Genomic DNA, 23,615 nt, shown 5'->3' with positions numbered 1-23,615 from the left:
CTTAGGTCGAACAGTTAGTAATTGGAGGAATTATTTTATGTCTGCAGATGCAACACAGCAACAAAACCCAGTCATTAGAACGACCCCTATATTAATTGCATTTTTAATTGCAGGGTTCATTGGGTTATTCAGCGAGACGGCATTAAACATGGCGCTGGGGGATCTAATTCAAGAATTCAATGTCAGTCCTTCCACTGTGCAATGGCTGACAACGGGTTACTTATTAACATTGGGGATATTGGTTCCCGTTTCGGGACTCTTGATTCAGTGGTTCAATACTCGTCAATTATTCATTGCCTCAATGGTGTTCTCCGTCATTGGGACGCTCATTGCAGCAATTGCACCTGGGTTCGGCATCTTGATGCTAGCTCGTGTCATCCAGGCAATCGGAACAGGTCTTTTATTACCTCTCATGTTCAATACCATTTTATTGATTTTTCCTATTCATAAAAGGGGAGCGACAATGGGATTGATGGGACTGGTGATCATGTTTGCCCCAGCCATCGGACCGACAGTTTCAGGTTTGATTATCGAAAACCTAAAGTGGAATTACATTTTCTGGGTGTCTTTGCCGTTCTTTGTGATCGCTTTACTATTCGGTCTCAAATATATGCAAAACGTTTCAACAATCACCAAACCTAAAATCGATGTACCATCCATTATTTTATCGACCATTGGTTTTGGGGGTATTGTTTATGGCTTTAGTATTGTCGGAGAGCAAGGATGGAGCAATGCGATAGTTCTATCTTCGATCATTGTTGGACTTATAGCGCTATTCCTGTTTGCTGTGAGGCAATTCAACATGGATAAACCGATGATTGATTTGCGCGTTTTTAAATACCCAATGTTCACGTTAGGGTTAATAACCGTCTTCATCACCTTCATGATCATCATGTCATCCATGATTCTCTTACCGTTATACCTGCAAACCGGTCTTGCATTAGCTGCGTTTTCTGCTGGGCTTGTTCTATTACCGGGTGGAGTGCTTAATGGCATCATGTCTCCGGTTACTGGGCGCATTTTTGATAAGTTTGGGCCAAGAGGGTTAGTGATCCAAGGCTTCATTATCATGATTGTCATGTTATGGACTTTGACGAACGTAACGACTGAAACGACGATCATTAAGGTAATCGTCATGCATACCCTCCTTATGATTGGTGTTTCGATGGTCATGATGCCGGCCCAGACAAATGGTCTGAATCAACTGCCGAAAAATCTTTATCCGGATGGAACGGCTCTAATGAATACATTGCAACAAGTATCGGGGGCCATCGGTACAACCGTTGCCATTACAATCATGTCAGCATCCCAAAAAAATTATATGGCAAATGCAGAAGATCCGTTCGATCCATCTGCCATCAGCGGTTCATTGACTGCAGGCGTTCAAGATGCCTTTATTTTCGGTCTTGTCCTTGCAATCATTGGTTTGATTGTGTCGTTTTTTATCAGGACAGCACGAGACTAATAAGATATTAATGAAAAAAGGTAAATTAGCCAGCTGGGAAAAGATTTTCTCTGTCTGGCTTTTTGTTTGGAGAAAACAATAACACCGAGAATAAATCGGTTTTTATCGGTGTTTATTACCATATTTTACCTGGAGTTATAAAATCAGAGTGAATTATTTGAAAATTAACCACTTATCGGATAATCTTACACAGTAATAGTTACTAAAACTTAGCCCAGGTAAAGCGGTTAACAGGAGGAATTCAAATGAATACAATAAAAACCAAAATGTTTGAACCTGTAACAATAGGTGCATGGAACTTAAAAACAAGAACGGCAATGGCTCCTATGACACGGTCGTTTGCCGATAACGAAACTGGTGTTGTGAATGACCTGACCGTAGAATATTACCGAAAACGTGCTCAAGATGGAATCGGACTTATCATCACGGAAGGTGTAGTGATTTCACCAAGAGCAAAGGGCAATCCTGGAGTTCCCGGAATATATACTCAAGAGCAAATCAACGGTTGGAAAAAAGTAACGGAAGCAGTGCACGCAGAAGGCGGAACGATTATTGCGCAAATCTGGCATGTGGGCCGTGCAAGCCACCATGAAATTGCAGGAGGACTTCCTCCGCAGGCTCCGTCACCTATCGCTGCAGAAGGTAAGGTTTCCCGATTCGGTAAACCTTTTGACATTCCTGAAGAAATGACAGAGACGGATATTGCAGAAGTTGTGAACCAATATAAACAAGCTGCAAAGAATGCAATGGAGGCTGGCTTTGACGGCGTTGAAATTCATGGTGCACACGGATACTTAATAGACCAGTTCAATTCTGACACCTCCAATAAAAGGAGCGATCGGTACGGTGGTGATTTAAAAGAGCGTCTGACTTTTATGAAGGAAGTGCTAAAAGCAGTTATTGATGCGGTTGGAGTGGAACGTACCCTTATTCGTTTCTCGGCTTTGAAAATTGACCAGCCGTCTTACATGTGGGAAGATCCTGAAAAAGCGCTCCAAACATTTATTGAAGCGTTCAATGAAACAGGTGTCAAAATGATTCATCCATCCACGATGGAATTTACCAAACCGATTGCAAGAGGATTGACAATGCATGAATTGGTACGCAGCCACTGGGACGGAATCATAATTGGTGTAGGGGGGCTTGATCCTGAAACCGCAGAAGCCGCACTGGAAAAAGGCATTATTGACGTTGCGGCGATTGGACGTCCGCTTATAGCCAACCCGGATTATTTGGCACGAATTAAGCAAGATGAAAAACTTGTTGATTACGAGGCAAAGAAACATTTAGGGCAACTGATTTAATAGGGATATAATATAAGTCAGGCTTGTTCATTGACAGGACACCGCAGTAACCAGACTTCCTTTTCTATAACTGATGCGATTCTTCATTCAAGAAGGGTCGCCTTTTCTATGGAACTAAAAGGGAAGTGCAGAGGAAGAAGGATGTTAAAAAGGTTATATATATTTGGTAGACTTACTGGTTATTTCAATTAATAAAGTGAGGAAGCTGGTATATAAATGGAACGTATCATGGTTATCGGAGTGTCCGCGGGTGTTGGAAAATCCACTTTTGCAAGAAGACTTGGAGATAATTTGGATATCGAAGTCCATCATTTGGATACATTCTACTGGAGGCCTGGCTGGGTGGAGGCTCCTTTAGAGGATTTTATTTCTGCTCAGAAGGAAGTATTGAGTCATGACAAATGGATAATGGAAGGCAACTATAGTAATTCATTTAATTTACGTTCGGAGCTTGCCGATACGATTATTTATTTAGAACTTCCTCTCCGTGTTTGCCTTTACCGTGTTATAAAACGTTGGTTATCTTATCTAGGTAAAACAAGACCTGATATGGGCAAAGGCTGCAATGAAAAATTAGACTGGCAGTTTGTTAAATTTATCATGACCACCTACTTTCCTCGCAAGAAAGAAATGAAAATGAGATTTGCAGATTTTCAAAAGAGTGACCCTGAAAAGCTAATAGTCATATTAAAAAGCAAGCACGAAATTGAAGGGTATCTGTTGAATATGAAGGGATAAGCTTCTTACCATTAATTTTATGACACTTCGAGATTTCCGGGAGTTAATATAAAGCCCAAATGAAAAAGGGATCTTCCAATCGAAGATCTCTTTTAATACCTGAACTAAATGACCGTTTATGCCAGGGCCGATTACGGCAACCCACTAATCTAGTCTATCATCTTTTAACTGAAGCCTTTACATCTTGCGGAATAGGGGAGATATAGCTTTTCCCTTGTAATCGTTCTTTTAGCTCCGTTTTTGCCTTTTCAATTAATTCTGGATTTTGAAGCACTTCTACTGCAGTTGCCGCAATAACCTTGCCAGCATGAAGCATTCCTTTATGGGCAATGGATGTTGATCCCAGTGTAACCCACTGCCAGCTATGCAAAGGTGACCCAAGAACAAAACAAGCTGTTGTGCATTGGGCAGTAGGAACGATCCAACTAACATCTCCCACATCCGAGGAACCTGTTAATGGCGCTTGCAAGCCCTCAATGGGTTCTAACCAATTTGCCAATGCGTCATCTTGATTATCTTTAAAAGGATTGATTGTACTGTTCCTTTCTTGTTCGGTTAAGGTGGCGCGGACTTCTTTGGCAAGCTGTTTTTCCTTATCATCGTGTTGTGGAATACCTAATTCTTGAAAATTATTGTACATGACGGATTCTAGCACATTGTTTTGGATAACATTGGAACAGGCTTTGTCGAAAACGATTTCCAATTCAGTTCCTGTCATAAGGGCAGCTCCTTTAGCAATATTACAAACTCTCAAGTAAATATCTTGAACTTGTGAAACTTCCGGAGCTCGTAATAAATAAAGAACTTCTGCATCTTGTTGGACAACATTAGGCGATAATCCACCTGAATTCGTTATTGCATAATGGACTCTTGCTTCTTGAATAATATGCTCTCTTAAATAGTTCACTCCAACATTCATAAGTTCTACGGCATCTAAAGCACTCCGTCCCAAATGTGGTGATGCTGCTGCATGAGAGCTTTTGCCTTTAAACTTATAATACACTTGGAAATTGGAAAGCGAATCCATCGACATAACGCCGTTAACATCCAGTGGGTGCCAACAAAATGCAAAATCAACGTCATCGAACAAACCTTCTCTGACCATGAAGGTTTTGCCTGATCCGCCTTCTTCTCCTGGACATCCATAATAACGAACTGTCCCTTTTATATGATTCTCTTCCATATAATCCTTCACTGCAACAGCTGCAGCTAAAGATCCCGTACCAAGTAAATTGTGACCACATCCATGGCCATTTTCACCTTGTACTATTGGCTCTTGTTTAGCTGTAGCTTTTTTTTGACTCATACCTGACAGCGCATCAAACTCTCCCATGATTGCTACAATAGGTTTACCGGTTCCAAAGCTACCGATAAATGCCGTTTCTATGTTTCCAACACCTTTTTCAACAGAAAATCCTTCGTTTTCTAACGTGCTGCATAGCAATTCAGCAGATTGATATTCTTCAAAGCGTGTTTCTGCAAAATTCCATATACAGTCACTGACTTCAATGAATTTTTCTTTTTTTTGTTCAATGATTTCCGATAATCTATTTACATGTGTCATTTTACACTCTTTCCTTCCTGTATATATTCTGAAGAGTTATTTTAATAGGCGTCTTGCAATTAGATTCAAAAGTTCTGCACTCCTTGGTAAAACTTCTTCTTGAATATCGAATTTAGGGTGGTGATGTGGTGCAGGAATATCAGTCCCAATAATCATATATGTCCCTTTCCCGCCAATATCCTGTACTCTTCGAATCATAAAACTTGCATCTTCGCTACCAGCAGAACCGGATTCCCTGCATGCTTTGATTGTTGAAAAACCATCTACATTCCTGGCTTCTTCCATGGCCAGTTGGACAAGTTCTTGATCACAACGAATCGTAATTGCTTGACCTATAATTTCAATTTCATGTTCAAGCTCATGCATACCTGCACTATGAGCCACGATATTTCGAACACGGTGCTCCACTTCAGCATTTGTTTCTTCGGATACAGAACGGGTCTCAATGACCATTTTTGCATGCGCTGGAATAATATTAGCGGCTGTTCCTCCATTAAGAATACCTACATTTATGCGGGTAGAACCTGAACTGAATCTTGGAATGGCATGTATATTTAACAATGCGGTGGCTGCTCCTAACAATGCATTTTTCCCTTTTTCCGGAGAAGCACCTGCATGAGAAGATACCCCATGAAAATGGGCAGCCATTTTCGTACTTGCTAAAAAGCCGGAAGAACCACCATGAAATTCTCCTAGGGGGACATCTGTGCCAAGGTGCAGACAATATAAATAATCAACATCATCCAAAATCCCTTTTTGTACAATTGAATAGGCACCGCGTACTCCTTCTTCAGCAGGTTGAAAAATAAGCTTTACCGTTCCTGCAAAATTCCCATCCGCTAATTTTTCAGCAAGTCCTAAGCCAATTGCTGTATGGCCATCGTGTGCACAGGCATGCATATTCCCTTCATATTTGGAACGAAAACCGTTTATTTGCGGGAAGTGGTCAGAATCAGTACTTTCCGTAACAGGCAATGCATCCATATCAAAGCGGAAAGCTACGGTTGGGCCATCAGTTTTTCCTTTTAATAGTCCAATGACGGCAGTATATCCACCCTCCATTTCTTGAAGGATTTTTGGATTGGCGCCATCTTGTAATGCTCTATTAAATGTTTCCTCTAATACTTCTATAGGGGGGACTCCACGGCGAGAATCACCATCTAAAGCATCTTTTCCAAATATCACGTTATATTTCAGGGAAGTTAGTACTTCTACTACCTTTGAAGCAGTTCGAAATTCCGTAAAGCCAACTTCTGGATGTTGATGAAGATCACGTCTTAAAGAAATAATATCCAATTATTTTCACTCCTAATTTATTTGCTGATAATTCATATAATACGATTTGGTATCTAACCAAGCAGCCCAGCCCCTCAAGTCGCTTAAGGGGCATGCGAGGCGCTTGAGATTTTTCAAATTACGGTAATTTCGGATTTACTCCGGGACCAATTGGGAGGCCAAGGAAATACCAAACAACTACCAATAGCGTCCAAATGATGAAGATGATAATCGGATAAGGCAATATAAGAGAATAATAAGTTCCTAGTTTTGCATCTTTTCGATACTCTTGTAAGAAACTTAAGAATAGTGGGACAAATGGAGATACAGGTGCCAATGGCAGTACAGATGAATCTGCTACCCTGAACAACATTTGGGCGAAGGCAGGATGATAGCCTAATACCATGAACATTGGGACAAAAACGGGTGCCAATATAGACCATATTGCAGATCCGCTGGCAATGAACATGGAAAGAAGTCCAGATAAGAACATTAGCCCAATTAGGACAGGTGCACCTTCTATGTTTAGCTGTTCCAAGAGATCTGTGATGGATAAAGCCAAAAATTTACCCATATTACTCCAGTTAAAGCAAGCGACAAACTGGGAAAGCGGAAAAACCATAATAATGAATCCGGCCATTCCTTTAATTGGGTCCACCAATAATTCCGGAATGTCATTTTGTTTCTTGATTGCTCCCACCTTAACTCCATAAGTAATAGAAACTGTAAAAAAGAAGAGTAAGATGATTGCGACAATTCCAGACATGAATGGAGAGGGGAGAATGGCTCCAGTTTCTGGATTTCGTAATAGAGCTCCTTCTGGAACGACTAGAACGGCCATAACAGCTATAAAAATCAAAGCTGAAATACCTGTAGCCAGGAGTGCTTTGTTTTGTTGCTTCGTTAATTGCTCCAATTTTTTATGCTGACCGCCACCTTCATACTTTCCTAAGCGCGGCTCGACAAATTTATCTGTAATCAAAGATATAACTACCGTGAGTACAAGAACGGAAGTCGCCATAAAGAACCAGTTATCCGTAACATTAACGGTCAAATTTGCATTCATGCCTTTCGCTACTTCCGAACTAATTCCTGAAAGCAAGACATCTGTTGTGACGATTAATAAGTTGGCAGTGAAACCTGAACCAACCCCAGCGATGGCAGCGAGCAACCCAGCAACAGGGTGCCGTCCCACAGCAAGGAAAATTAAAGCACCAAGGGGAGGCATAATAACAAGCGCAGCATCAGAAGAAACATGACTAAAAAAAGCAACAAATACAACTAAATAACTAGCGTATTTCCCTGAGACTTTTAACGACATTTTCCGAATCAAAACTTCTAACAATCCAACTTTTTCTGCTAATCCTACTCCTAGCATAAGAGCTAAAATAGATCCCAGTGGTAAAAAGCCGGAAAAGTTTTTAATCATATTCGGCAAAATCCATTGGATGCCTTCACGGCTTAAGAGGTTTTGAACTTCCACTTTCTCTCCACTTATGGGGTCCGATGCCGAAACATGGAAAACTGATAAGAGAGCGGTTACAACAAATAAAAAGGCAATCATATAAATAAATAAGATAAAGGGGTGGGGGATTTTGTTTCCTATTCGCTCTACTCTATTGAAAAAACCACCCGTTTTATGATTTTGCAGATTAGTTGTATCTTTCATAACTTTTTGTTCCATTACATTCTCCTCCTAAACCTTCTTCCAATTGTAGTTTGTGCGTTTTGCACCATTCCATTTATAAACTTTGGCTCTAAACATGCCTTAAACTCGAATTACCGTCTTTCATCCTTTGTGAACTTCATTAATTCCTTCCAAATATACTGATTTTTATTTAACGAATATTTAACGATATTTTCGTTAAATGTATTATATAATTAAGAATAATCTATTTCAATAGAATTTTCAGAAAAAAGGGAAAATATTTTCTGGTAATTATTGTTAAATAAGCAATGGGATTCGAAACCTTTGAATGAATAAGTCCTGCCACTCTTCGACTCATGATAGATAAGAAACCATATTAAGCAGCACCGTTTATTTATGTCAAACGTGCTTTACATGCATTTATATTTTGAGCTCATTTTTTATTCCCTGTCAGGGTTGGTTATTTTGATATAATAAAACTAATAGTATGATGTAGGGGTGAAATAAACTTGTATAAAATTGGGGTTGTAGGTCCACTTTCATCTATAAAGAAAATTCGGGATGTTACTAATGAATTTGAACATGAAATAGATTTTATTGATTTTCCATATGAAGATGCACATGAGGTAACGGACATTATAAAAAATCACCAAAGCACAGTAAATGGTTGGTTTTTCTCTGGACCAGTTCCTTATAGAATAGCAAAAGGAATGTTGGATTCAGATGCCAATTTTACATATTGTCCTCCTGTAGGATCTAGTTTATATAGATGTTTATTACAAATGTCTGCAGATCAAAAACATTTTTTCGATAAGTTATCCATCGATATGATTCGATTGGAAGACTTTTTTTTGCATGAGTCGCTGCAAGAGCTAGGGATTTCCACCGAACATATTTATGTAAAAACATTTGATGAACAATATAATTATCAAGAAATTGTTCAATTTCATCTTCAGTTGTGGCGGGAAGGGGAGATACATGCTGTCCTAACCGTTTTACAATCTGTATATGAGGCCTTGAAGAAAGAAAATGTTGCCGTCTACAAAATAAATATGACAAAGATGGAAATTCGACAAGCGGTCAAGATTTTGATTGAAAAAGCAAAAAGTACCTATTTTAAAGATAGTCAGATAGGTGTGGAAATCATTGAAATTGATCAGTTCGATCAATTTGTTGACGAGGTTAATATTCGTTACCACCTGCAGCATGTGGAGCTTAAGATTAAACAAACATTACTTACATTTTGCGAAAAATTAGATGGATCCCTCATCGAAAATGGAAACGGCCGCTATCAAATATTTAGTTCACGCAAGGCAATTGAACGGGAAATTGGCAGCTTGCAAAGTACTGTTCAACAACTGGCCCTTGAAATGGATGTCCCAGTTGCAGTTGGTATTGGTTTTGGTGAGACGGCTGCATCGGCAGAAATCAATGCCCGCAAGGCAATCCGTCATTCGAAAAAGCAAGACAGTTCCGGTATTGTTGTTATCCAAGAAGATGGGGTAATGATTGAATCCGTAGGTCAAGAAGAACAATTGGCATATACCTTCCGTTCTAATGATAAAGAACTGCTAGATAAATTGAATCAGGCTAACATTAGTGTAAAAACGTATAAAAAGATAGTAGCATTGGTTGATCGTATGGGCTGGGATGGCTTCACTTCTTCAGACTTAGCTTCTCATTTATCCATGACCGTTCGAAATGCCCAGAGAATTATGAGTAGTTTGAGTGAAAGCGGTTTAGTGGAGTACAAAGGAGAAGAACTTCAATCACCTCGGGGAAGACCTCGTAAAATTTATATGTTAAAGAAGTAACACCTCGACGTTCTTGGTATACACGTAAATGAAATTCGAGTTCCGATGATGGTTTTGTGCATGAGGCTTCTAAAAAATGCTATTAAACCGCTAATTTCAGTCATAAGGGTGGTCAATAAAAAGTTTCCGGTGAGGTTAGCCAATATCCTAATTAGAACATAAAGTAAATTGATGTATTTACTTTATTCCTCCTTAGAACAAATAAGGAGATGTTTCTCTTGTCAAATTGTGGTTGTGATAACGGTGTTGGTGGATTTGATGGAGGTTTCGCTTTTATGGTCGTTTTGTTTATACTCTTAATCATTGTTGGAACTGCTTGTTTCGGTGGCCGTCATGGCACCGTCCAAGGATATGGCGGTTTCTTTTAATAATAGTTTATAAAGCGCATCCGTTGTAACGGACAGAGTAAAAAAGTCGAGGCAGTTTTTAGCAGATGATCTCTGATTTGAACAGGGGTCATTTTTTTTAATTCCATTGATATCTGTATGGTTGCATTATGTCATAAATTTCTTGATTTCACGTTTTAGATCCCCGGGTGGCTAAGAAACTTCGTGATCTTCCACGGTTGATTCACAAACTGCATAAGGGCAGGTGCATAACAGGATTGATGGGTATTTTCCTTAGTTTCTAACACGAGAAATATCCATTTCTATATTGAGGGGGAAAACTGAAAAATTCCATCCTCTGAGGTCCAGTTCTGCTTCATGGAAAGGAATAAATACCTGAATGATAGCCCGCTCTTCACCCGATCTTCCTGCATACTTAAACCCAATAAATTGTGAAGGAGGTGGTTACTTGGGCGGAAAAAAAGGAACAAACTCCTCTTCTAGTAACCATTCTCACTGTTTTGAACCATTTATAAGTCCCAATCCCATTACTTCATTTAATCCTGTCCAACGCTTTCCTAAAATTGATAAAACAGCATTTGTAAGTCAGTTTTCCAGTGTCATAGGTGATGTTACCATCAGGAACAATGTCTATGTAGCTCCTAACGTAAGTATACGTGCGGATGAAGGAACACCTTTTTATATAGATTCCAATTCAAATATACAGGATGGAGTGATTTTACATGGTTTATTAAATAAAAAGATTTTAGCTGGAACAAAAAGGTATTCAATATTCATTGGAAATGAAGTGTCCATTGCTCATGGTGCCCTTGTCCATGGTCCTTGTTATATTGCAGACAAAGTATTTGTTGGTTTTAATTCCATTGTTTATACTGCAATTGTAGGAAAAGGCACATTTATTTCTTATAATGCAGTAGTAACAAATTGCGTTCGGATACCACCTGATAGGTTTGTACCACCTGGAGCTAATATTGATTCGCAGGAAAAAGCGGATGCACTTTCACGAGTGCCAAAGGATAGTAAGGAATTTGCACATGAAGTTCAACGAGTCAATCAGGAATTCCCCGCATCTTATCACCTGTTATTTGGAAAAAATCGTTGCTCCTGCGGATTTGCCTATGACCAGTGAAATATATGCTGGATCGGGTCCTGTTCGTAGAGGATTCTTTATAGAAATGCGAAGCTGTCATTGAGGCAGCTTTTTTATTGTAATGGGCAGGATGGCATAATAATTCCTAAGAGGAGATGTTCACGAATAAAAGTGTTGCATGATAAAATGATACATAATGGAAAAGCTTGGCGTGGGAATGAATACAGCTATATATACCATTGCTATCACTCTTTTCTTTTTGCTGCTGATATGATAAGAGTAACAAGACAACTGATAATCAGGACTCAATAAAAATTGAGCAATTGTTAGACAGCAGAAGAATTAGGATTACGCTATCATGACTTAGATTAAACTAGGATATTCTACAAAGAACAATGAATCTATTACAGATTATAAAGGAAGTCGATTACTGGATGTATAAAATCGGACTGGTCGGTCTAAAAACTTCTATAGAACAAATATTAATCTTGGCAGAAGAATATAAGCATGAGTTGGAATTCATCTCTTTGCCCTATGTAAAGACAGAAGAGGTAGAGAATATTGTAAAGGAACATGATTCTACCGTACATGCATGGCTTTTTTCTGGTCCACTTCCCTATGAAATCGCCAACAAAACACTAGGCACAGATAAAATAATGGTCCATGTTCCAGCCACGGAATCAGGTTTTTATAAGTCCTTTTTAGAGATGATCTACGAACAAGGGAAAATCATTGAGCATTTAAGTATTGATACTATGTCCTCAAATAATATTAGCGAAGAAGCTTTGTCACAGTTGAATATAAAAACCAAAAAGATTTATACGAAGGTGTTTGAGACAGATGTTGATACGGATGAATTGGTACATTTTCACTTGAATTTATGGAATATGGGAAAGACAGAAGGAGCTTTTTCCTGTTTTCCGTCCGTGTGTGAAGCTTTAAGGGAATATGGCATTCCAGCCTACCGTATGTCGATGAGTAAGATGGAAGTGCGGCAAACGCTTCGAATTCTTTCTGAGAAAGTAAAGACATCCTACTTTAAGGATACACAAATCGGAGTTGAAATCATTGAAGTCGAATATTTTAACAAAGTGGCAGAGGAAATGAAAACTCCATATCATTTACAGTACTTGGAGCTTCGCCTAAAAGAAATGTTGATTCAGCTTGGAGAAAAAATAAATGGTTCCTTTTCAGAGAAAGGGAATGGAAGGTACATGATTTTTAGTTCTCGCGGCGCAATTGAACGAGAAATCATTACGCTCGAAGATACCATTCAAAAATTGGCCTTTGAAGCAGATACACCCGTTACCGTTGGAATTGGCTTCGGCGAGACTGCCTATTCAGCGGAAATCAATGCTTTTCGGGCTATTCAACACTCGAAAGAGATGAAAAAGCGTGAAATTGTGATTATTCAAGATGATGGCAAAATTATCGAATCACCAGGCAAAAAGAAAGAATTGCAATATGATACCCGTTCCCACAATAAACCTCTTATAGAAAAGTTGAAAAACGGAAACATCAGTGTTAAAACGTATAAGAAAATATCGGCTCTCGTTCAAAGAATGGGCTGGAGTGATTTTACTACAAAGGATTTAGCGACACATCTTGAAATGACAGAGCGCAATGTACGGCGAATTGTTGCAGATATGTGCGAAGTTGATTTGGCACAATGCATTGGGGAAGAGGCTAACGCCACTCGTGGAAGGCCGAGTAAAATTTATCGATTATTATAAAATACAGGCACCCCATATTTGGTGGTGCTTTAGACTGTAGACAAACTCGATGAAAATTGAGTTTGTCTACAGTTTTTTTTTGAGGGTTCGTGAAAATGCGAACGTTGATTGGATTGTAGGGCACTGCTTTCCGCGGGCGGTCCGTTCTCGGCGCCTTTACGCCTGCGGGTTCTCCCTTGGACACGCTTTTCTATGCAGGATTCAAGCATCTTTCGTTTTCAATCAACTTTGTTTTAACAGTTAGATAGAACCTACAAACTGAGGGACCCATAATTGGGGTGCCTTTCTGTTTCATGCTGCGTTTCAAATTTTTGTGAAACTTGGTAACTAGATGAGGTTAAAAAACGGTTTAGAATTTTCAAAAAATATTGAAATAAAAACCGAGGGAGATTATACTCTATTTAAGGAATTTTTTCCTTAAACTATCCTAAATTAATACCTGTTATGTAAATTGAATGAAAAAGGGGTTGTAGTGGGTGTCTCAAACGATAATGATTCATGATTTGATTGAGGCTGTTAAAGATGAAGTGGTTGCTTGGAGAAGATATTTGCATAAGTATCCGGAGCTTTCTTTTCAGGAGGAAAAAACAGCACAATTTGTTTATGAAAAGCTGCAAACTTTTGGTGAATTGGAAATTTCACGTCCGACAAAGACGAGTATTATGGCTCGTTTGATCGGTCAGCAGCCTGGGAAGGTTATTGCACTGCGGGCAGATATGGATGCGCTTCCAATTGAAGAAGAGAATGATTTTGACTTTGTGTCACAGAATTCAGGAGTTATGCATGCCTGCGGACATGATGGACATACGGCGATGCTGCTTGGCACAGCAAAAATTCTTACACAGTTAAAGGATCAGATTAAAGGGGAGGTGCGCTTTTTATTTCAACATGCTGAGGAACTGCCACCCGGTGGGGCTCAAGAAATGGTGAAAGCCGGTGTGCTGGATGGGGTGGATATGATCATTGGCGCCCATCTCTTGTCGACTCTTCCTTTAGGGAAAATTGGTTTGGGTTACGGTCCGGTGATGGCTGGAGCTGATACTTTTAACATTACCGTGGTCGGTAAAGGGGGGCACGCCTCGCAGCCTGAGCTTACCGTCGATCCCATAGCGATTGGAACTCAGGTTGTATCGAATCTCCAGCACATTGTTTCGAGGTATCGAGATGCCCAGGAAGCCCTTGTGATTTCAGTGACCCAGTTCCATGCGGGAAGTGCGATTAATGTCATTCCAAGTAAGGTAAGCATTGGTGGATCAGTTCGAAGCTTCAATCCTGAACTGAGGGAAAACGTTCCAACCTTTATCGAACGCATAGTAAAAGGGATTACGGATGCACATGGAGCTACTTATGAATTCGATTATCAGTTTGGTTATGCCCCTACCATTAATGATGAAGAAGTTACCCGATTGATGGACGAAACGATCTGTGAAGTATTTGGTGAAGGAAGTCGAGAGATTTTAAAGCCAATTATGGGAAGTGAAGACTTCTCTGCCTTTCAAAAAGTAGTTCCGGGATCTTATATTGTAATAGGAGCTCGTAATGAAGAAAAAGGGATTATTTATCCTCACCATCATCCCAAATTCACAGTCGATGAACAGGCTTTGCAATATGGGGTGAAGTTACTTGTTCATGGGACTTTGAAAATGTTAAATCTAACATACTAGGGGGTTAAGAGTTTGAAAAAAATATATTGGCTCGGAATTGTCCCATTTCTTGGCTTTATTGTGGGCGCTTTGTTTACAAATAAAGTGACTCCCTATGTTCTGGGAATGCCATTTTTTCATTTTTGGATTGTACTCTGGTCTGTGCTGACCACAGGGATAATGGGGATTGTTTATCTACTGGATCCTGCTAATCAGAAGGGAGATTCAAGATGAATATTGCCGTTTTTTTTATCCTGTTTTTTTTCATCATTTCTGTTTTGATCGGTATCCAGGCTAAAAAAGGGAAAGAAATGAACTTGGAACAATGGTCGGTTGGAGGACGCGGGATGGGAGCCCTATTGATTTTCCTCTTGTCCGCAGGTGAAATGTATACTACCTTTACCTTTTTGGGTGCAAGTGGATCTGCTTATGGGGAAGGGGGTTCCATCTTTAGTATCGTATCATACGGCTGCCTGGCTACAGTGATCTCCTATTGGACATTTCCTGCTATCTGGAAGTATGCAAAGAAACACCAATTAGTTTCCCAATCAGATTTTTTTGTGAAAAAATATCAAAGTCCTTATCTTGGTGTGCTTGTTGCTGTAATAGGTGTTATAGCTTGTACTTGCTACTTAGTCCTGCAATTGAAGGGGTTAGGATATATCGTTTCAGCAACATCCTATGGGGCAATCTCTTCTACAGCAGCCATTTGGGTCGGAGCAATTGGCGTTACCATTTTTGTAATGGTTTCCGGTATTCACGGTTCTGCCAGGACAGCTATTTTGAAGGATATTCTGATTCTTGGCATTGTCGTATTTTTAGGAGTTTATTTCCCACTTCATTATTACGGCGGGCTCCAACCTATGTTTGAGGTCATTGAACAGGCAAAGCCGAACTATACCATACTTCCAAATCAGGGAATGAGCGTTTCGTGGTATATATCCACTGTTGTATTAAGCTCTATTGGATTTTATATGTGGCCGCACGGGTTTTCACCTATTTATGCTGCATCCAGCGAAAAAGCCTTACGGAAAAATGCTATCCTAATGCCAATGTACCAATTGATTTTATTGTTTGCCTTTTTTGTCGGGTTTGCAGCGATCTTACAGATGCCTGGATTAAAAGGCGGCGACGCCGATCTTATCTTGCTGCAGCTTTCTAAACAGGATTTTGATCCATGGTTTGTGGGCTTAATCGGTGGTACAGGCGTGTTAGCCGCTCTAGTCCCAAGTTCCATGCTGTTAATGTCAATATCAACATTGCTTGCAAAAAATGTATATAGCGTATTCACTCCATCAGCAACGGAAAATCAAATAGCAAAACTGGTAAAATACTTGGTTCCCATTATTTCTCTCGTAGGGATTTACTTGACCTTTAAAGGTGGAAACACCCTCTTTAGTCTCGCATTAATCGCCTATAATTTCATCACACAACTTGCTCCTGCCTTTTTCGCAAGTTTGATGAGAAAGAATTTTGTAACCAAACATGGAGCATTTGCCGGGATAATAACAGGAGGAGTGCTAGTCTCTATTATGGAACTGGGGAACATAAAAATCAGTCAACTATTTCCTTATCTTCCTCAAGCAATTAAAGACTTGAATGTAGGAATTATTGCCCTATTTGTCAATATCGTAGTCTTGGTGGTGGTAAGCCTTATGACAAAAAACATTAATTATACTCATCAAGGTACCGATAGTTTGGAGACGACAACGGAAGGGCACAAGGTTCAGATACAAAAAGAATCAAATAGCTAACTTATTTTCACTTCCGATATGATAATGAAAAACGAATGACCTCTTTTCTGGGGAAAGTTTTGTAGGACTCTATTTACAGTCGGGATAACGTCGATAATGAATTGGACTTTTTGGTTACAAAAGGAACAAACCGGTCTGAATATGGCCGGTTTGTTTCATTATTACTCTGTTTTGGAACTTTGATCTTTATTTCTTTTATTTCCTTTACTGTTGTCCCCACTAACAGGAGCTTGCCCGTGTAATTGCGGTGAATTTTGATTACGGCTGCCTTTATTGAATTTTTTTGTCATGACTCACATCTCCTTTCTTTTTTCAAATACAGTTTGTCCCTTTTTGGTGAACTTATGTTTTCACTTGAAAAGAACATCTAATTCATGTGATTTTCAAACCAAAGATAAAAACCGAAAATTGCCTTTCTAGGCATGTGATAAAAATATTTTGACGTACAACAAGAAAAAACATGAACCTTGAGATGTAGTGAGGAAACGCACTTCTTCCACACTGAAACTCAAGGCCAGTAAGTGATAGCTCATCAGTAAGGATGATAAAAAATTATCACTACCCATTGAAAAAAGGGGCTGAGCTGCATTTCATCAGGTTGGTTAGAATTGAGTCATAGAAGGCTGAGTCAAATCTTAAAACGCTGTCAGACCCTCCAAGCTATCGATCTGGAACCAGCAAAGGGAATTATCATTTCGCCCTTGAGGGATCTTACACAGACAAAGCGTTTAAAAAAGTCGTTTTGACTATTGAAAGTTCTGATTATGGAGATAAAATAAAAAAAATCGTTAGGGAATGTTGGAACTAGAGGATCTTTTATCATAAGTTCATTCAAGAGGTTTAAATTACATAAATCGCTACTTTATTTTTAATATACTTGCAGTAGTAGATTGTAGTTCTGAAAAAAAGAATAGTATATACAGATAAATGATTTCAAGGATACATGTGGTGTTTCTTTTAAAAGCATGTATAAACATCTTCATAGAGATCCTTCCTTTCTTATTGTAATTTCATCAATTATACTAATGATTTTATACAAAATCTTCCTCTTTGTTAGATTACCTACCATTGTTTTTCTGAAAGTAAGATTTTGTTGAAAAAGATTCGTTAACCAATTCCAAACTGGTGAATATCGTCAGAGGACCATTTTAAGTGGACAATATTTCCGAAAATTACCTCGATAGAATATATATTACGTGCTATTTTTGGAATGACAAAAACTGATTTTGGTATGTACTTTATGAAGGATCAATATGCTTTAACTTAAGGGCAGAATCTGTACTTTTGGCTTTTAATTCCACTCAAAATTACAGTCCATAAGTTCCTGTTCCATTTACGGTGATTTCCCCAACCCATCGAAAACTCCAAGAGTAAAACTAGGTAGAAAGTTGCAAGTACAGCTTTGCCCACAAAATTACAGTATTCTTCTGTTCTAATGTTTTAAATCATTTACTACATAAGGTCAATAAAGGGATGTTTTCACACTCCAGAACTACGCATATTCAAAGAACTAGAAAAAGTCGATTCCTGGTTGAATTAGATGCCCCTACCTAATCTCATATAAAAGTTATTTAGCTCCCCAATCATTTTCTTGTACTCTCATGGTAAATCGAAAAAATTATCAGTTATCCACTAGGCAGTCAATCACAATAAATTAGGCTTCATATAACACGAAAATCCTCCTTTGAATTCATTGTAACAGTGCATTCCAGGTGTTAAGAAAAGGACGAATCATGGCATTGACCTGTTAGAAATAAAGGCTCTAATGTGAGTGGTAATGAGTAAGAAGATCCATTTTTATAACATTCGTTGAATTCTGAAAACTACCGTGTTAAAATTTGGTAGCACCAGCAATCATTTTACGTATTTACCTATTAATAGGGCCCTATTATTCAGAAGATTGCTAGATTTTTTCGCATCTAGACTTTAGTGATTTACTGCGTAAAAATAAAATTAATAGGATTGGAGCTAAGTTAATGGGTGTAGATACTAATGCAAGTACGAAGAATAAATTAAAAGTTGATTATGTGTTTACAGATGCAGAGAATCAACTTCTTACAAATAAATTTTTGGATCTAAAATGTAATCCCTATGAAGATTACACTTCCTTTCGTTCAGAAATCGAAAACATAGTGGTAAACGATGTTGAAATAAAAGATATTGTGAAAAAAATAAAAGCTGCCGGCGATAGGATTTGGAAGGAAGAACCATACTTATACCTACAAAATTGCCCTATAGATAAAGATGTTCCTATTTTTGACCATGAATCACCAGTTCAATCAAAAAGAGAGCTTAAAAAAACATATGTTGGGGAAGGTTTTCTTCAATTCTATGCTCAAGTCATGGAAATGCCAGCTATTGGATATATAAATGTAAACGATGGCGATGTCTTTCAAGATATCTATCCAATGAAATCCTTATCAGAAACACAATCACAAAAAGCACTGGTAGCTTTAGGATTCCATAAAGACTTAGCAAATCATTTTGTTCGCCCTGATTTTGTGAATATGTTATCAATGAGGGCCTATGAAGGCAATCAAATCTTTACAACATTCGTCAAAAATATAGATTTAATTCAGAAACTTGATCCATCTGATTTAAATTTGATGCGTCAAGAACTATTTTATACACCTTTTGATGATTTATCGACATATGGTAATCGTACTGAATTAGGGCGTGCAAAAAATCACGCTATCCTATTAAATGAAGAAGAATTTGATATTGCATATTTTGAAAATCGGACAGTTGGTCTTACAGAAGAAGCCCAGGAAGTTGTAGATAAAATAAAAGTTTTATTACATGAATTAAAGGCTCCACACCTACTAAAAGCGGGTGAATTTATTTCCTTGTCAAACAATCATTCCATTCATGGTAAAGATGTTGAAGAAATCACGGATGTGGAAAAGCAAAGAACTCGTTGGATAATGAAAACCGTTAATTTGTGGAATTTGGATGAACACAAAGAGCATTATGTAGATGGTACGGATTGCATTGTAAATGGATAAATAATAGATCTGTCGGGAGTTGACTCCCGACAGGTTTATTTCCTCTAATAGTTTTAAATTTAAAATACATACTTAAGTAACCAAAGGAGGACAGCGTTATTGATTTACCAATACGCTAAATTATTATGAATAATAGGTTTCTTCAAAATACTTTTGAACTTATGGTAACTATATATCCAAATAACATTGCAATAAAAGATAAAGATATGGTTATAACATATAAAGAATTAGATAATTGGGCAAATGCTCTTGCCTATTTGCTTGTAAAGAAGGGTATTAACGAGGGAGACCGGGTCGCCATTGCATCAGAAAGATCCATTTCATTAATAGCTGCTATGCTTGCAACGCTAAAAGCGGGTGCTGCATACGTACCACTTGACCCTTCTTATCCATTGGACAGGTTGAATTATTGTATTGAAAAAGCAGAAGTTAATGTATTAATGACTGACGGTTCTGTTCCAGATTTAACCTTTAATCGAAATTCAATAGATTTAAGAGAGCATTCTAAAATTAGAGTGGAAGATCCTCCAATAGTTCTGATCAAAAATGAAACACCGGCCTATATCATTTTCACATCGGGTTCTACCGGACGACCAAAAGGTGTAGTTATCCCGCATCGTGCCATTGTCAATCATATGCAATGGATGCAAAAAGAATTTTCTTGGACAAAAGATGATGTTTTTTTACAAAAAACTGCATCGGGATTCGATGCTTCTGTTTGGGAGATATTTGCACCACTATCGACTGGTGCTACTATGGTTATTGGTTCTTCCAACCCATTTGATATTGCAACTGATATCAAAAGGCATAAAGTAACAGTTGTACAGTTTGTACCAACTGTACTTAAATTATTGTCAGAAATGGAATTATTATCCGGATTTACGTCTTTACGTCTATTGTTTTGTGGTGGAGAATCATTGCAAACATCATTAGTAAAGAAAATCCAAAAGACTTTACCAATACCGATTATAAATTTATATGGTCCTACTGAAGCAGCTATTGATACTACTTATAGAGTTTGTTTGCCAGGTGAAAATCATCTATTTAGAGAAATTGATTTGGGACAGCCAATCGATAATGCTTCAGTACATGTTGTGGATGAAGAGTTGAATATATTAGGTACTGGTTGCGAAGGGGAACTACTGATTTCCGGTGAAGGTCTAGCTTTGGGTTATTTTGGTCTTCCCGATGTTACAAAAGAGAGGTTCGTTATATGTCCTTCTACAGGTCAATTGTCTTACCTCACTGGAGATCTTGTTTATATTAGAGAAGATGGTAATTACGAATTTCGAGGCCGTAAAGATCTACAAATAAAGTTAAGGGGACTTCGTATCGAACTGGGTGAAATTGAAGAAACCATACGAGAAGTATCTTTCGTAAAAGACATAGTTGTAGAGGTTCGTGAAGAAGTTGAAGAACAATGGCTTGTAGCTTATGTACGTTGTGATTCTAAGTCTTGGGATGAGATTGAGTTAAGAAGCTATATTGAAAAACGTTTGCCTTCCTATATGATTCCTAATTTTTTTGTTCAGATGGATAGTTTCCCATATTTAGAGAATGGGAAAATGAATCGACGGGAATTATCTATAATACCTTTTAGAAGTAAAAATAATTTTGAAGGGATTCATGATAAATGGGAGCAAGTTATTGCGAATATTTGGGAAGAAGTCATTGGAGAAAAAGTTCATTCTGCAACAACTACATTTGCCTCAGTAGGAGGACATTCATTACTGGCAATTCGACTCGCAAACCTTCTTTCCACTGAGTTTCAGATATCGTTAACACATGGTTTTGTCTTTTTGTATCCAACAATTCGAAAACAAGCAGATTATCTGAAAAAGAATATGATAAAGAATGGCAAGAATACTGTAGTACCTAAGAAACTGGACAAGATCAAACAAAAATTTGATGCTAATCTTGAAGCTCCATTATCTTTGGGACAACAGGGGATACTATTCTTTGAACAAGAAAAAGGAGCATCTCAATATCATATAGCGTTTCTATTAAGCTTTGAAAAAGGTAGAACTACAAAAGTAGAAAAAGCAATTTCCTATTTACGGAGAAGACATCCGATTTTATCATCACGAATTATTTTAACTAACAATGGTGAATATATACAGAAATATGACAGTTCATTAAGCTCTGAAATAAGTGAATATTCAGTTACGGAAGCGAACTTAAGAAAAGTAATTCAAACTGAAGCAGAAAGGAAATTTGAATTAAATAAGGGAGGATTTCGTGCCTCATTATTTAGTGCTGACAAGGCGGAATATTTATTATTAACTTTCCATCATCTAATAGTTGATGGTTGGTCATCTCAGTTATTTGTAGACGAGTTACATGAACTTATTGAAACCGATCTAGTCGAAAATAAGGAAGTGAATGCTGCATTTTTCCAATTTGCACATAATCAAAATTCAATGGATTTTAGTGAGGGTCTTAAATTTTGGAAGGAATATCTAGAACGGATTCCAAATAAATCAAGATTCTCAACAAGTATGATGAAGGGGAGTACCCAAACAATAAATGGAAAACATATAAAGTTTTCATTACCAAAAGAACTAGAGCAAAAGATACTTTCCTTTAGTCAGAATACATCAATTACAGAATTCTCCATTCATCTAGCAATGGCAGCTTATGTCCTTGCTAGAATGAGTGGTCAACGAGATATCTGCATTGGGGTACCGGTTGCAAATAGAACCTACGAACAGGATTTTGAAGCAATTGGGAATTATGTTAATGTTGTACCATTTAGAATTAACTTTACTGAGGATGCTACATTAAAAAGTATTTCCGAAAAGATTGCAAAGGATTATGCTGAGATAATAAAGTATGAGCATATTCCAATTGAAAAAATCATTCCGTCTGTTCTAAAGAGTAGAAATAGTGATTATCGGCCACTATTTCAAGTTATGTTTGTATATAATAGATTTTTGAAAAAGCAACCCTACACTCAATTTAAAATGGAATCGGTTTTAAGTGATACTTCCAAATGCGATCTTAGTTTTATCATAGAACATGATGGAGGGAATTCAACATTCACTATAGAATACTGTGACGACTTATTTACGGATAATGTAATCTCAGAAGTGAAGCAGGAATGGATCTCTCAAATGCAAAAAATAGCTGATGAAACAATTAAATTTGAAATCCAAGAAAATTGCATTGAAGCTACAACGATAGAAAATGAAAAAAACTATCATGCAGATAAAGAAACTTTAATGAAAGTTCAAAACATATGGAAGGATATCTTCAGAAACTCAGACCACAATTTAAATAGTAACTTTTTTGAAATAGGTGGCCATTCGTTGTTAGCCATGAAATTTATTGCTCAACTAAATAAGAAATTCGAGCTAACTTTGCCAGTATCTATTGTATTTGATTATCCCACTATACAAGGGATAGCTCATGTTATAACAAACTCCATTAAACCTAATGGCGTAGTACACGTCTCACCAGCTGAGAACCGTCAAAAAATATGGTTTATTCACCCAGCTGGCGGAGCACTTTGGTGTTATAAAGAAATGGCTACGGAATTAAATGAAATGTTTGATGTATGGGGAATTGAAAGTGCGGAGATTCCTGAAAGTGATAAATTTGAAGATGATTTATTAAATATGGCTAAACGATATGCTTCTTATATTTTATCTGTTCAACATGAAGGGCCTTATTATATTACGGGTTATTCGTTCGGTGGTAATGTGGCTTATGAAATAGCTCGTTCCTTTGAAGCAGAAGGAAGAGACGTTGGTTTATTAACATTATTAGACTGTCATTTTAGTAAAGCTCGTGAGTTCGACAAAATGGAGTTTGTTAAATCATATGCATTAAAGTTTACAAATGGAGCAAATGATAAGTTTAATCCTGATGAGTTAACCCTTATGGACAAAGAAGAACTATTGGAATTCCTTTTAAACTTAGGAAAAAATGGCGGGCATCTCCATATGGACGCAGAGGTTGAGGATGTTAAGAGTGGCTTGGGAATTTGGGAAGCAAATAATATCGCTATTCATCGTTACAATATATCAGGATCTTTTTATGGTAAAGTTCTGTTTATACGAGCTGAAGAAAATGAGCATGATACCACTGTAGGTTGGGGAAATTACTTGGTTGGGGAATTAACAGTGCGTTCAGTTCCAGCTCAACATTTTACGATCTATAAATCTCCAAATGCTGAACAAGTTGCTAAGATTATTATGGAACAAGTTGCATCTATAAGATATGTATAAATTTAA

Annotated in this window: 16 protein-coding genes; 12 read left to right on the top strand and 4 right to left on the bottom strand. The window is 37.8% G+C overall.

The genetic code is table 11. From position 1 onward, the window contains the following. Window positions 1-37 precede the first annotated feature (37 nt). The 3 genes from J7J00_RS06190 to J7J00_RS06180 all read left to right on the top strand — a co-directional run bounded on the left by J7J00_RS06190 (window position 38) and on the right by J7J00_RS06180 (window position 3,507). Complete coding sequence (locus J7J00_RS06190) at window positions 38-1,465, top strand: MDR family MFS transporter (RefSeq protein ID WP_214788818.1); 1,428 nt, start codon at window positions 38-40, stop codon at window positions 1,463-1,465. 245 nt (window positions 1,466-1,710) lie between these two features. Then, window positions 1,711-2,769 carry an alkene reductase gene (locus J7J00_RS06185; protein ID WP_214788815.1) on the top strand — a complete coding sequence of 353 codons (1,059 nt, stop codon included), beginning with the start codon at window positions 1,711-1,713 and terminating at the stop codon, window positions 2,767-2,769. A gap of 216 nt (window positions 2,770-2,985) precedes the next feature. Then, complete coding sequence (locus J7J00_RS06180) at window positions 2,986-3,507, top strand: P-loop NTPase family protein (RefSeq protein ID WP_214788812.1); 522 nt, start codon at window positions 2,986-2,988, stop codon at window positions 3,505-3,507. Between the two features lie 157 nt (window positions 3,508-3,664). On the opposite strand, the gene J7J00_RS06175 is transcribed toward J7J00_RS06180, so the two are convergent. The 3 genes from J7J00_RS06175 to J7J00_RS06165 all read right to left on the bottom strand — a co-directional run bounded on the left by J7J00_RS06175 (window position 3,665) and on the right by J7J00_RS06165 (window position 8,015). Continuing rightward, window positions 3,665-5,071 (bottom strand): M20 family metallopeptidase, encoded by a 1,407-nt coding sequence (locus J7J00_RS06175; RefSeq protein WP_214788809.1) that lies wholly within the window; start codon window positions 5,069-5,071, stop codon window positions 3,665-3,667. 36 nt (window positions 5,072-5,107) lie between these two features. Next, window positions 5,108-6,367 (bottom strand): amidohydrolase, encoded by a 1,260-nt coding sequence (locus tag J7J00_RS06170; RefSeq protein WP_214788805.1) that lies wholly within the window; start codon window positions 6,365-6,367, stop codon window positions 5,108-5,110. A gap of 118 nt (window positions 6,368-6,485) precedes the next feature. Next, window positions 6,486-8,015, bottom strand: a complete 1,530-nt coding sequence (locus tag J7J00_RS06165; protein WP_286201211.1) for an AbgT family transporter — start codon at window positions 8,013-8,015, stop codon at window positions 6,486-6,488. A gap of 488 nt (window positions 8,016-8,503) precedes the next feature. On the opposite strand from J7J00_RS06165, the gene J7J00_RS06160 reads away from it, so the two are divergent. From J7J00_RS06160 to J7J00_RS06130, 7 genes are all read left to right on the top strand, one after another. Beyond that, entirely contained in the window at window positions 8,504-9,808 is a 1,305-nt protein-coding gene (locus J7J00_RS06160) for a helix-turn-helix domain-containing protein (RefSeq protein ID WP_214788799.1), read from the top strand. A gap of 218 nt (window positions 9,809-10,026) precedes the next feature. Continuing rightward, complete coding sequence (locus J7J00_RS06155) at window positions 10,027-10,176, top strand: YjcZ family sporulation protein (RefSeq protein WP_309487145.1); 150 nt, start codon at window positions 10,027-10,029, stop codon at window positions 10,174-10,176. A 427-nt stretch (window positions 10,177-10,603) separates the two neighbouring features. After that, on the top strand, window positions 10,604-11,284 hold the full coding sequence (locus J7J00_RS06150; RefSeq protein ID WP_286201207.1) for an LbetaH domain-containing protein: 681 nt from the start codon (window positions 10,604-10,606) through the stop codon (window positions 11,282-11,284). 395 nt (window positions 11,285-11,679) lie between these two features. After that, a complete protein-coding gene (locus J7J00_RS06145; protein ID WP_214788930.1) occupies window positions 11,680-12,978 on the top strand; it encodes a helix-turn-helix domain-containing protein in 1,299 nt (432 codons plus the stop codon). A 491-nt stretch (window positions 12,979-13,469) separates the two neighbouring features. Continuing rightward, window positions 13,470-14,642 carry a M20 family metallopeptidase gene (locus J7J00_RS06140; protein WP_214788927.1) on the top strand — a complete coding sequence of 391 codons (1,173 nt, stop codon included), beginning with the start codon at window positions 13,470-13,472 and terminating at the stop codon, window positions 14,640-14,642. 12 nt (window positions 14,643-14,654) lie between these two features. After that, entirely contained in the window at window positions 14,655-14,855 is a 201-nt protein-coding gene (locus J7J00_RS06135; RefSeq protein WP_214788790.1) for a DUF3311 domain-containing protein, read from the top strand. After that, the gene (locus tag J7J00_RS06130) at window positions 14,852-16,375 is read left to right on the top strand and encodes a sodium:solute symporter family protein (RefSeq protein ID WP_286201206.1); all 1,524 of its coding nucleotides are present in this window, start codon (window positions 14,852-14,854) and stop codon (window positions 16,373-16,375) included. The genes J7J00_RS06135 and J7J00_RS06130 overlap by 4 nt, the downstream gene beginning before the upstream one ends. A gap of 161 nt (window positions 16,376-16,536) precedes the next feature. Here J7J00_RS06130 and J7J00_RS27915 read toward each other — a convergent pair whose 3' ends face one another. Next, window positions 16,537-16,665 carry a hypothetical protein gene (locus J7J00_RS27915; RefSeq protein WP_255256698.1) on the bottom strand — a complete coding sequence of 43 codons (129 nt, stop codon included), beginning with the start codon at window positions 16,663-16,665 and terminating at the stop codon, window positions 16,537-16,539. A gap of 1,686 nt (window positions 16,666-18,351) precedes the next feature. Here J7J00_RS27915 and J7J00_RS06125 point away from each other — a divergent pair. Beyond that, on the top strand, window positions 18,352-19,380 hold the full coding sequence (locus tag J7J00_RS06125; RefSeq protein ID WP_214788786.1) for a hypothetical protein: 1,029 nt from the start codon (window positions 18,352-18,354) through the stop codon (window positions 19,378-19,380). A gap of 125 nt (window positions 19,381-19,505) precedes the next feature. Then, window positions 19,506-23,609, top strand: coding sequence for a non-ribosomal peptide synthetase (locus J7J00_RS06120; protein ID WP_214788783.1), 4,104 nt, complete (start codon window positions 19,506-19,508; stop codon window positions 23,607-23,609). Window positions 23,610-23,615: the final 6 nt, after the last annotated feature.

Origin of the sequence: Bacillus sp. ISL-4, assembly GCF_018613275.1 — a bacterium.
GTDB lineage: Bacteria > Bacillota > Bacilli > Bacillales > DSM-1321 > Peribacillus > Peribacillus simplex_E.
This window is presented reverse-complemented; position numbering and strand designations above follow the sequence as displayed.

Bases quoted from the DNA above. Each gene is read 5' to 3' on its own strand.
- J7J00_RS06190 (WP_214788818.1), top strand. From the start codon at position 38: ATGTCTGCAGATGCAACACAGCAACAAAACCCAGTCATTAGAACGACC.
- J7J00_RS06185 (WP_214788815.1), top strand. From the start codon at position 1,711: ATGAATACAATAAAAACCAAAATGTTTGAACCTGTAACAATAGGTGCA.
- J7J00_RS06180 (WP_214788812.1), top strand. From the start codon at position 2,986: ATGGAACGTATCATGGTTATCGGAGTGTCCGCGGGTGTTGGAAAATCC.
- J7J00_RS06175 (WP_214788809.1), bottom strand. From the start codon at position 5,071: ATGACACATGTAAATAGATTATCGGAAATCATTGAACAAAAAAAAGAA.
- J7J00_RS06165 (WP_286201211.1), bottom strand. From the start codon at position 8,015: ATGAAAGATACAACTAATCTGCAAAATCATAAAACGGGTGGTTTTTTC.
- J7J00_RS06145 (WP_214788930.1), top strand. From the start codon at position 11,680: ATGTATAAAATCGGACTGGTCGGTCTAAAAACTTCTATAGAACAAATA.
- J7J00_RS06140 (WP_214788927.1), top strand. From the start codon at position 13,470: ATGATTCATGATTTGATTGAGGCTGTTAAAGATGAAGTGGTTGCTTGG.
- J7J00_RS06130 (WP_286201206.1), top strand. From the start codon at position 14,852: ATGAATATTGCCGTTTTTTTTATCCTGTTTTTTTTCATCATTTCTGTT.
- J7J00_RS27915 (WP_255256698.1), bottom strand. From the start codon at position 16,665: ATGACAAAAAAATTCAATAAAGGCAGCCGTAATCAAAATTCACCGCAA.
- J7J00_RS06125 (WP_214788786.1), top strand. From the start codon at position 18,352: ATGGGTGTAGATACTAATGCAAGTACGAAGAATAAATTAAAAGTTGAT.
- J7J00_RS06120 (WP_214788783.1), top strand. From the start codon at position 19,506: ATGAATAATAGGTTTCTTCAAAATACTTTTGAACTTATGGTAACTATA.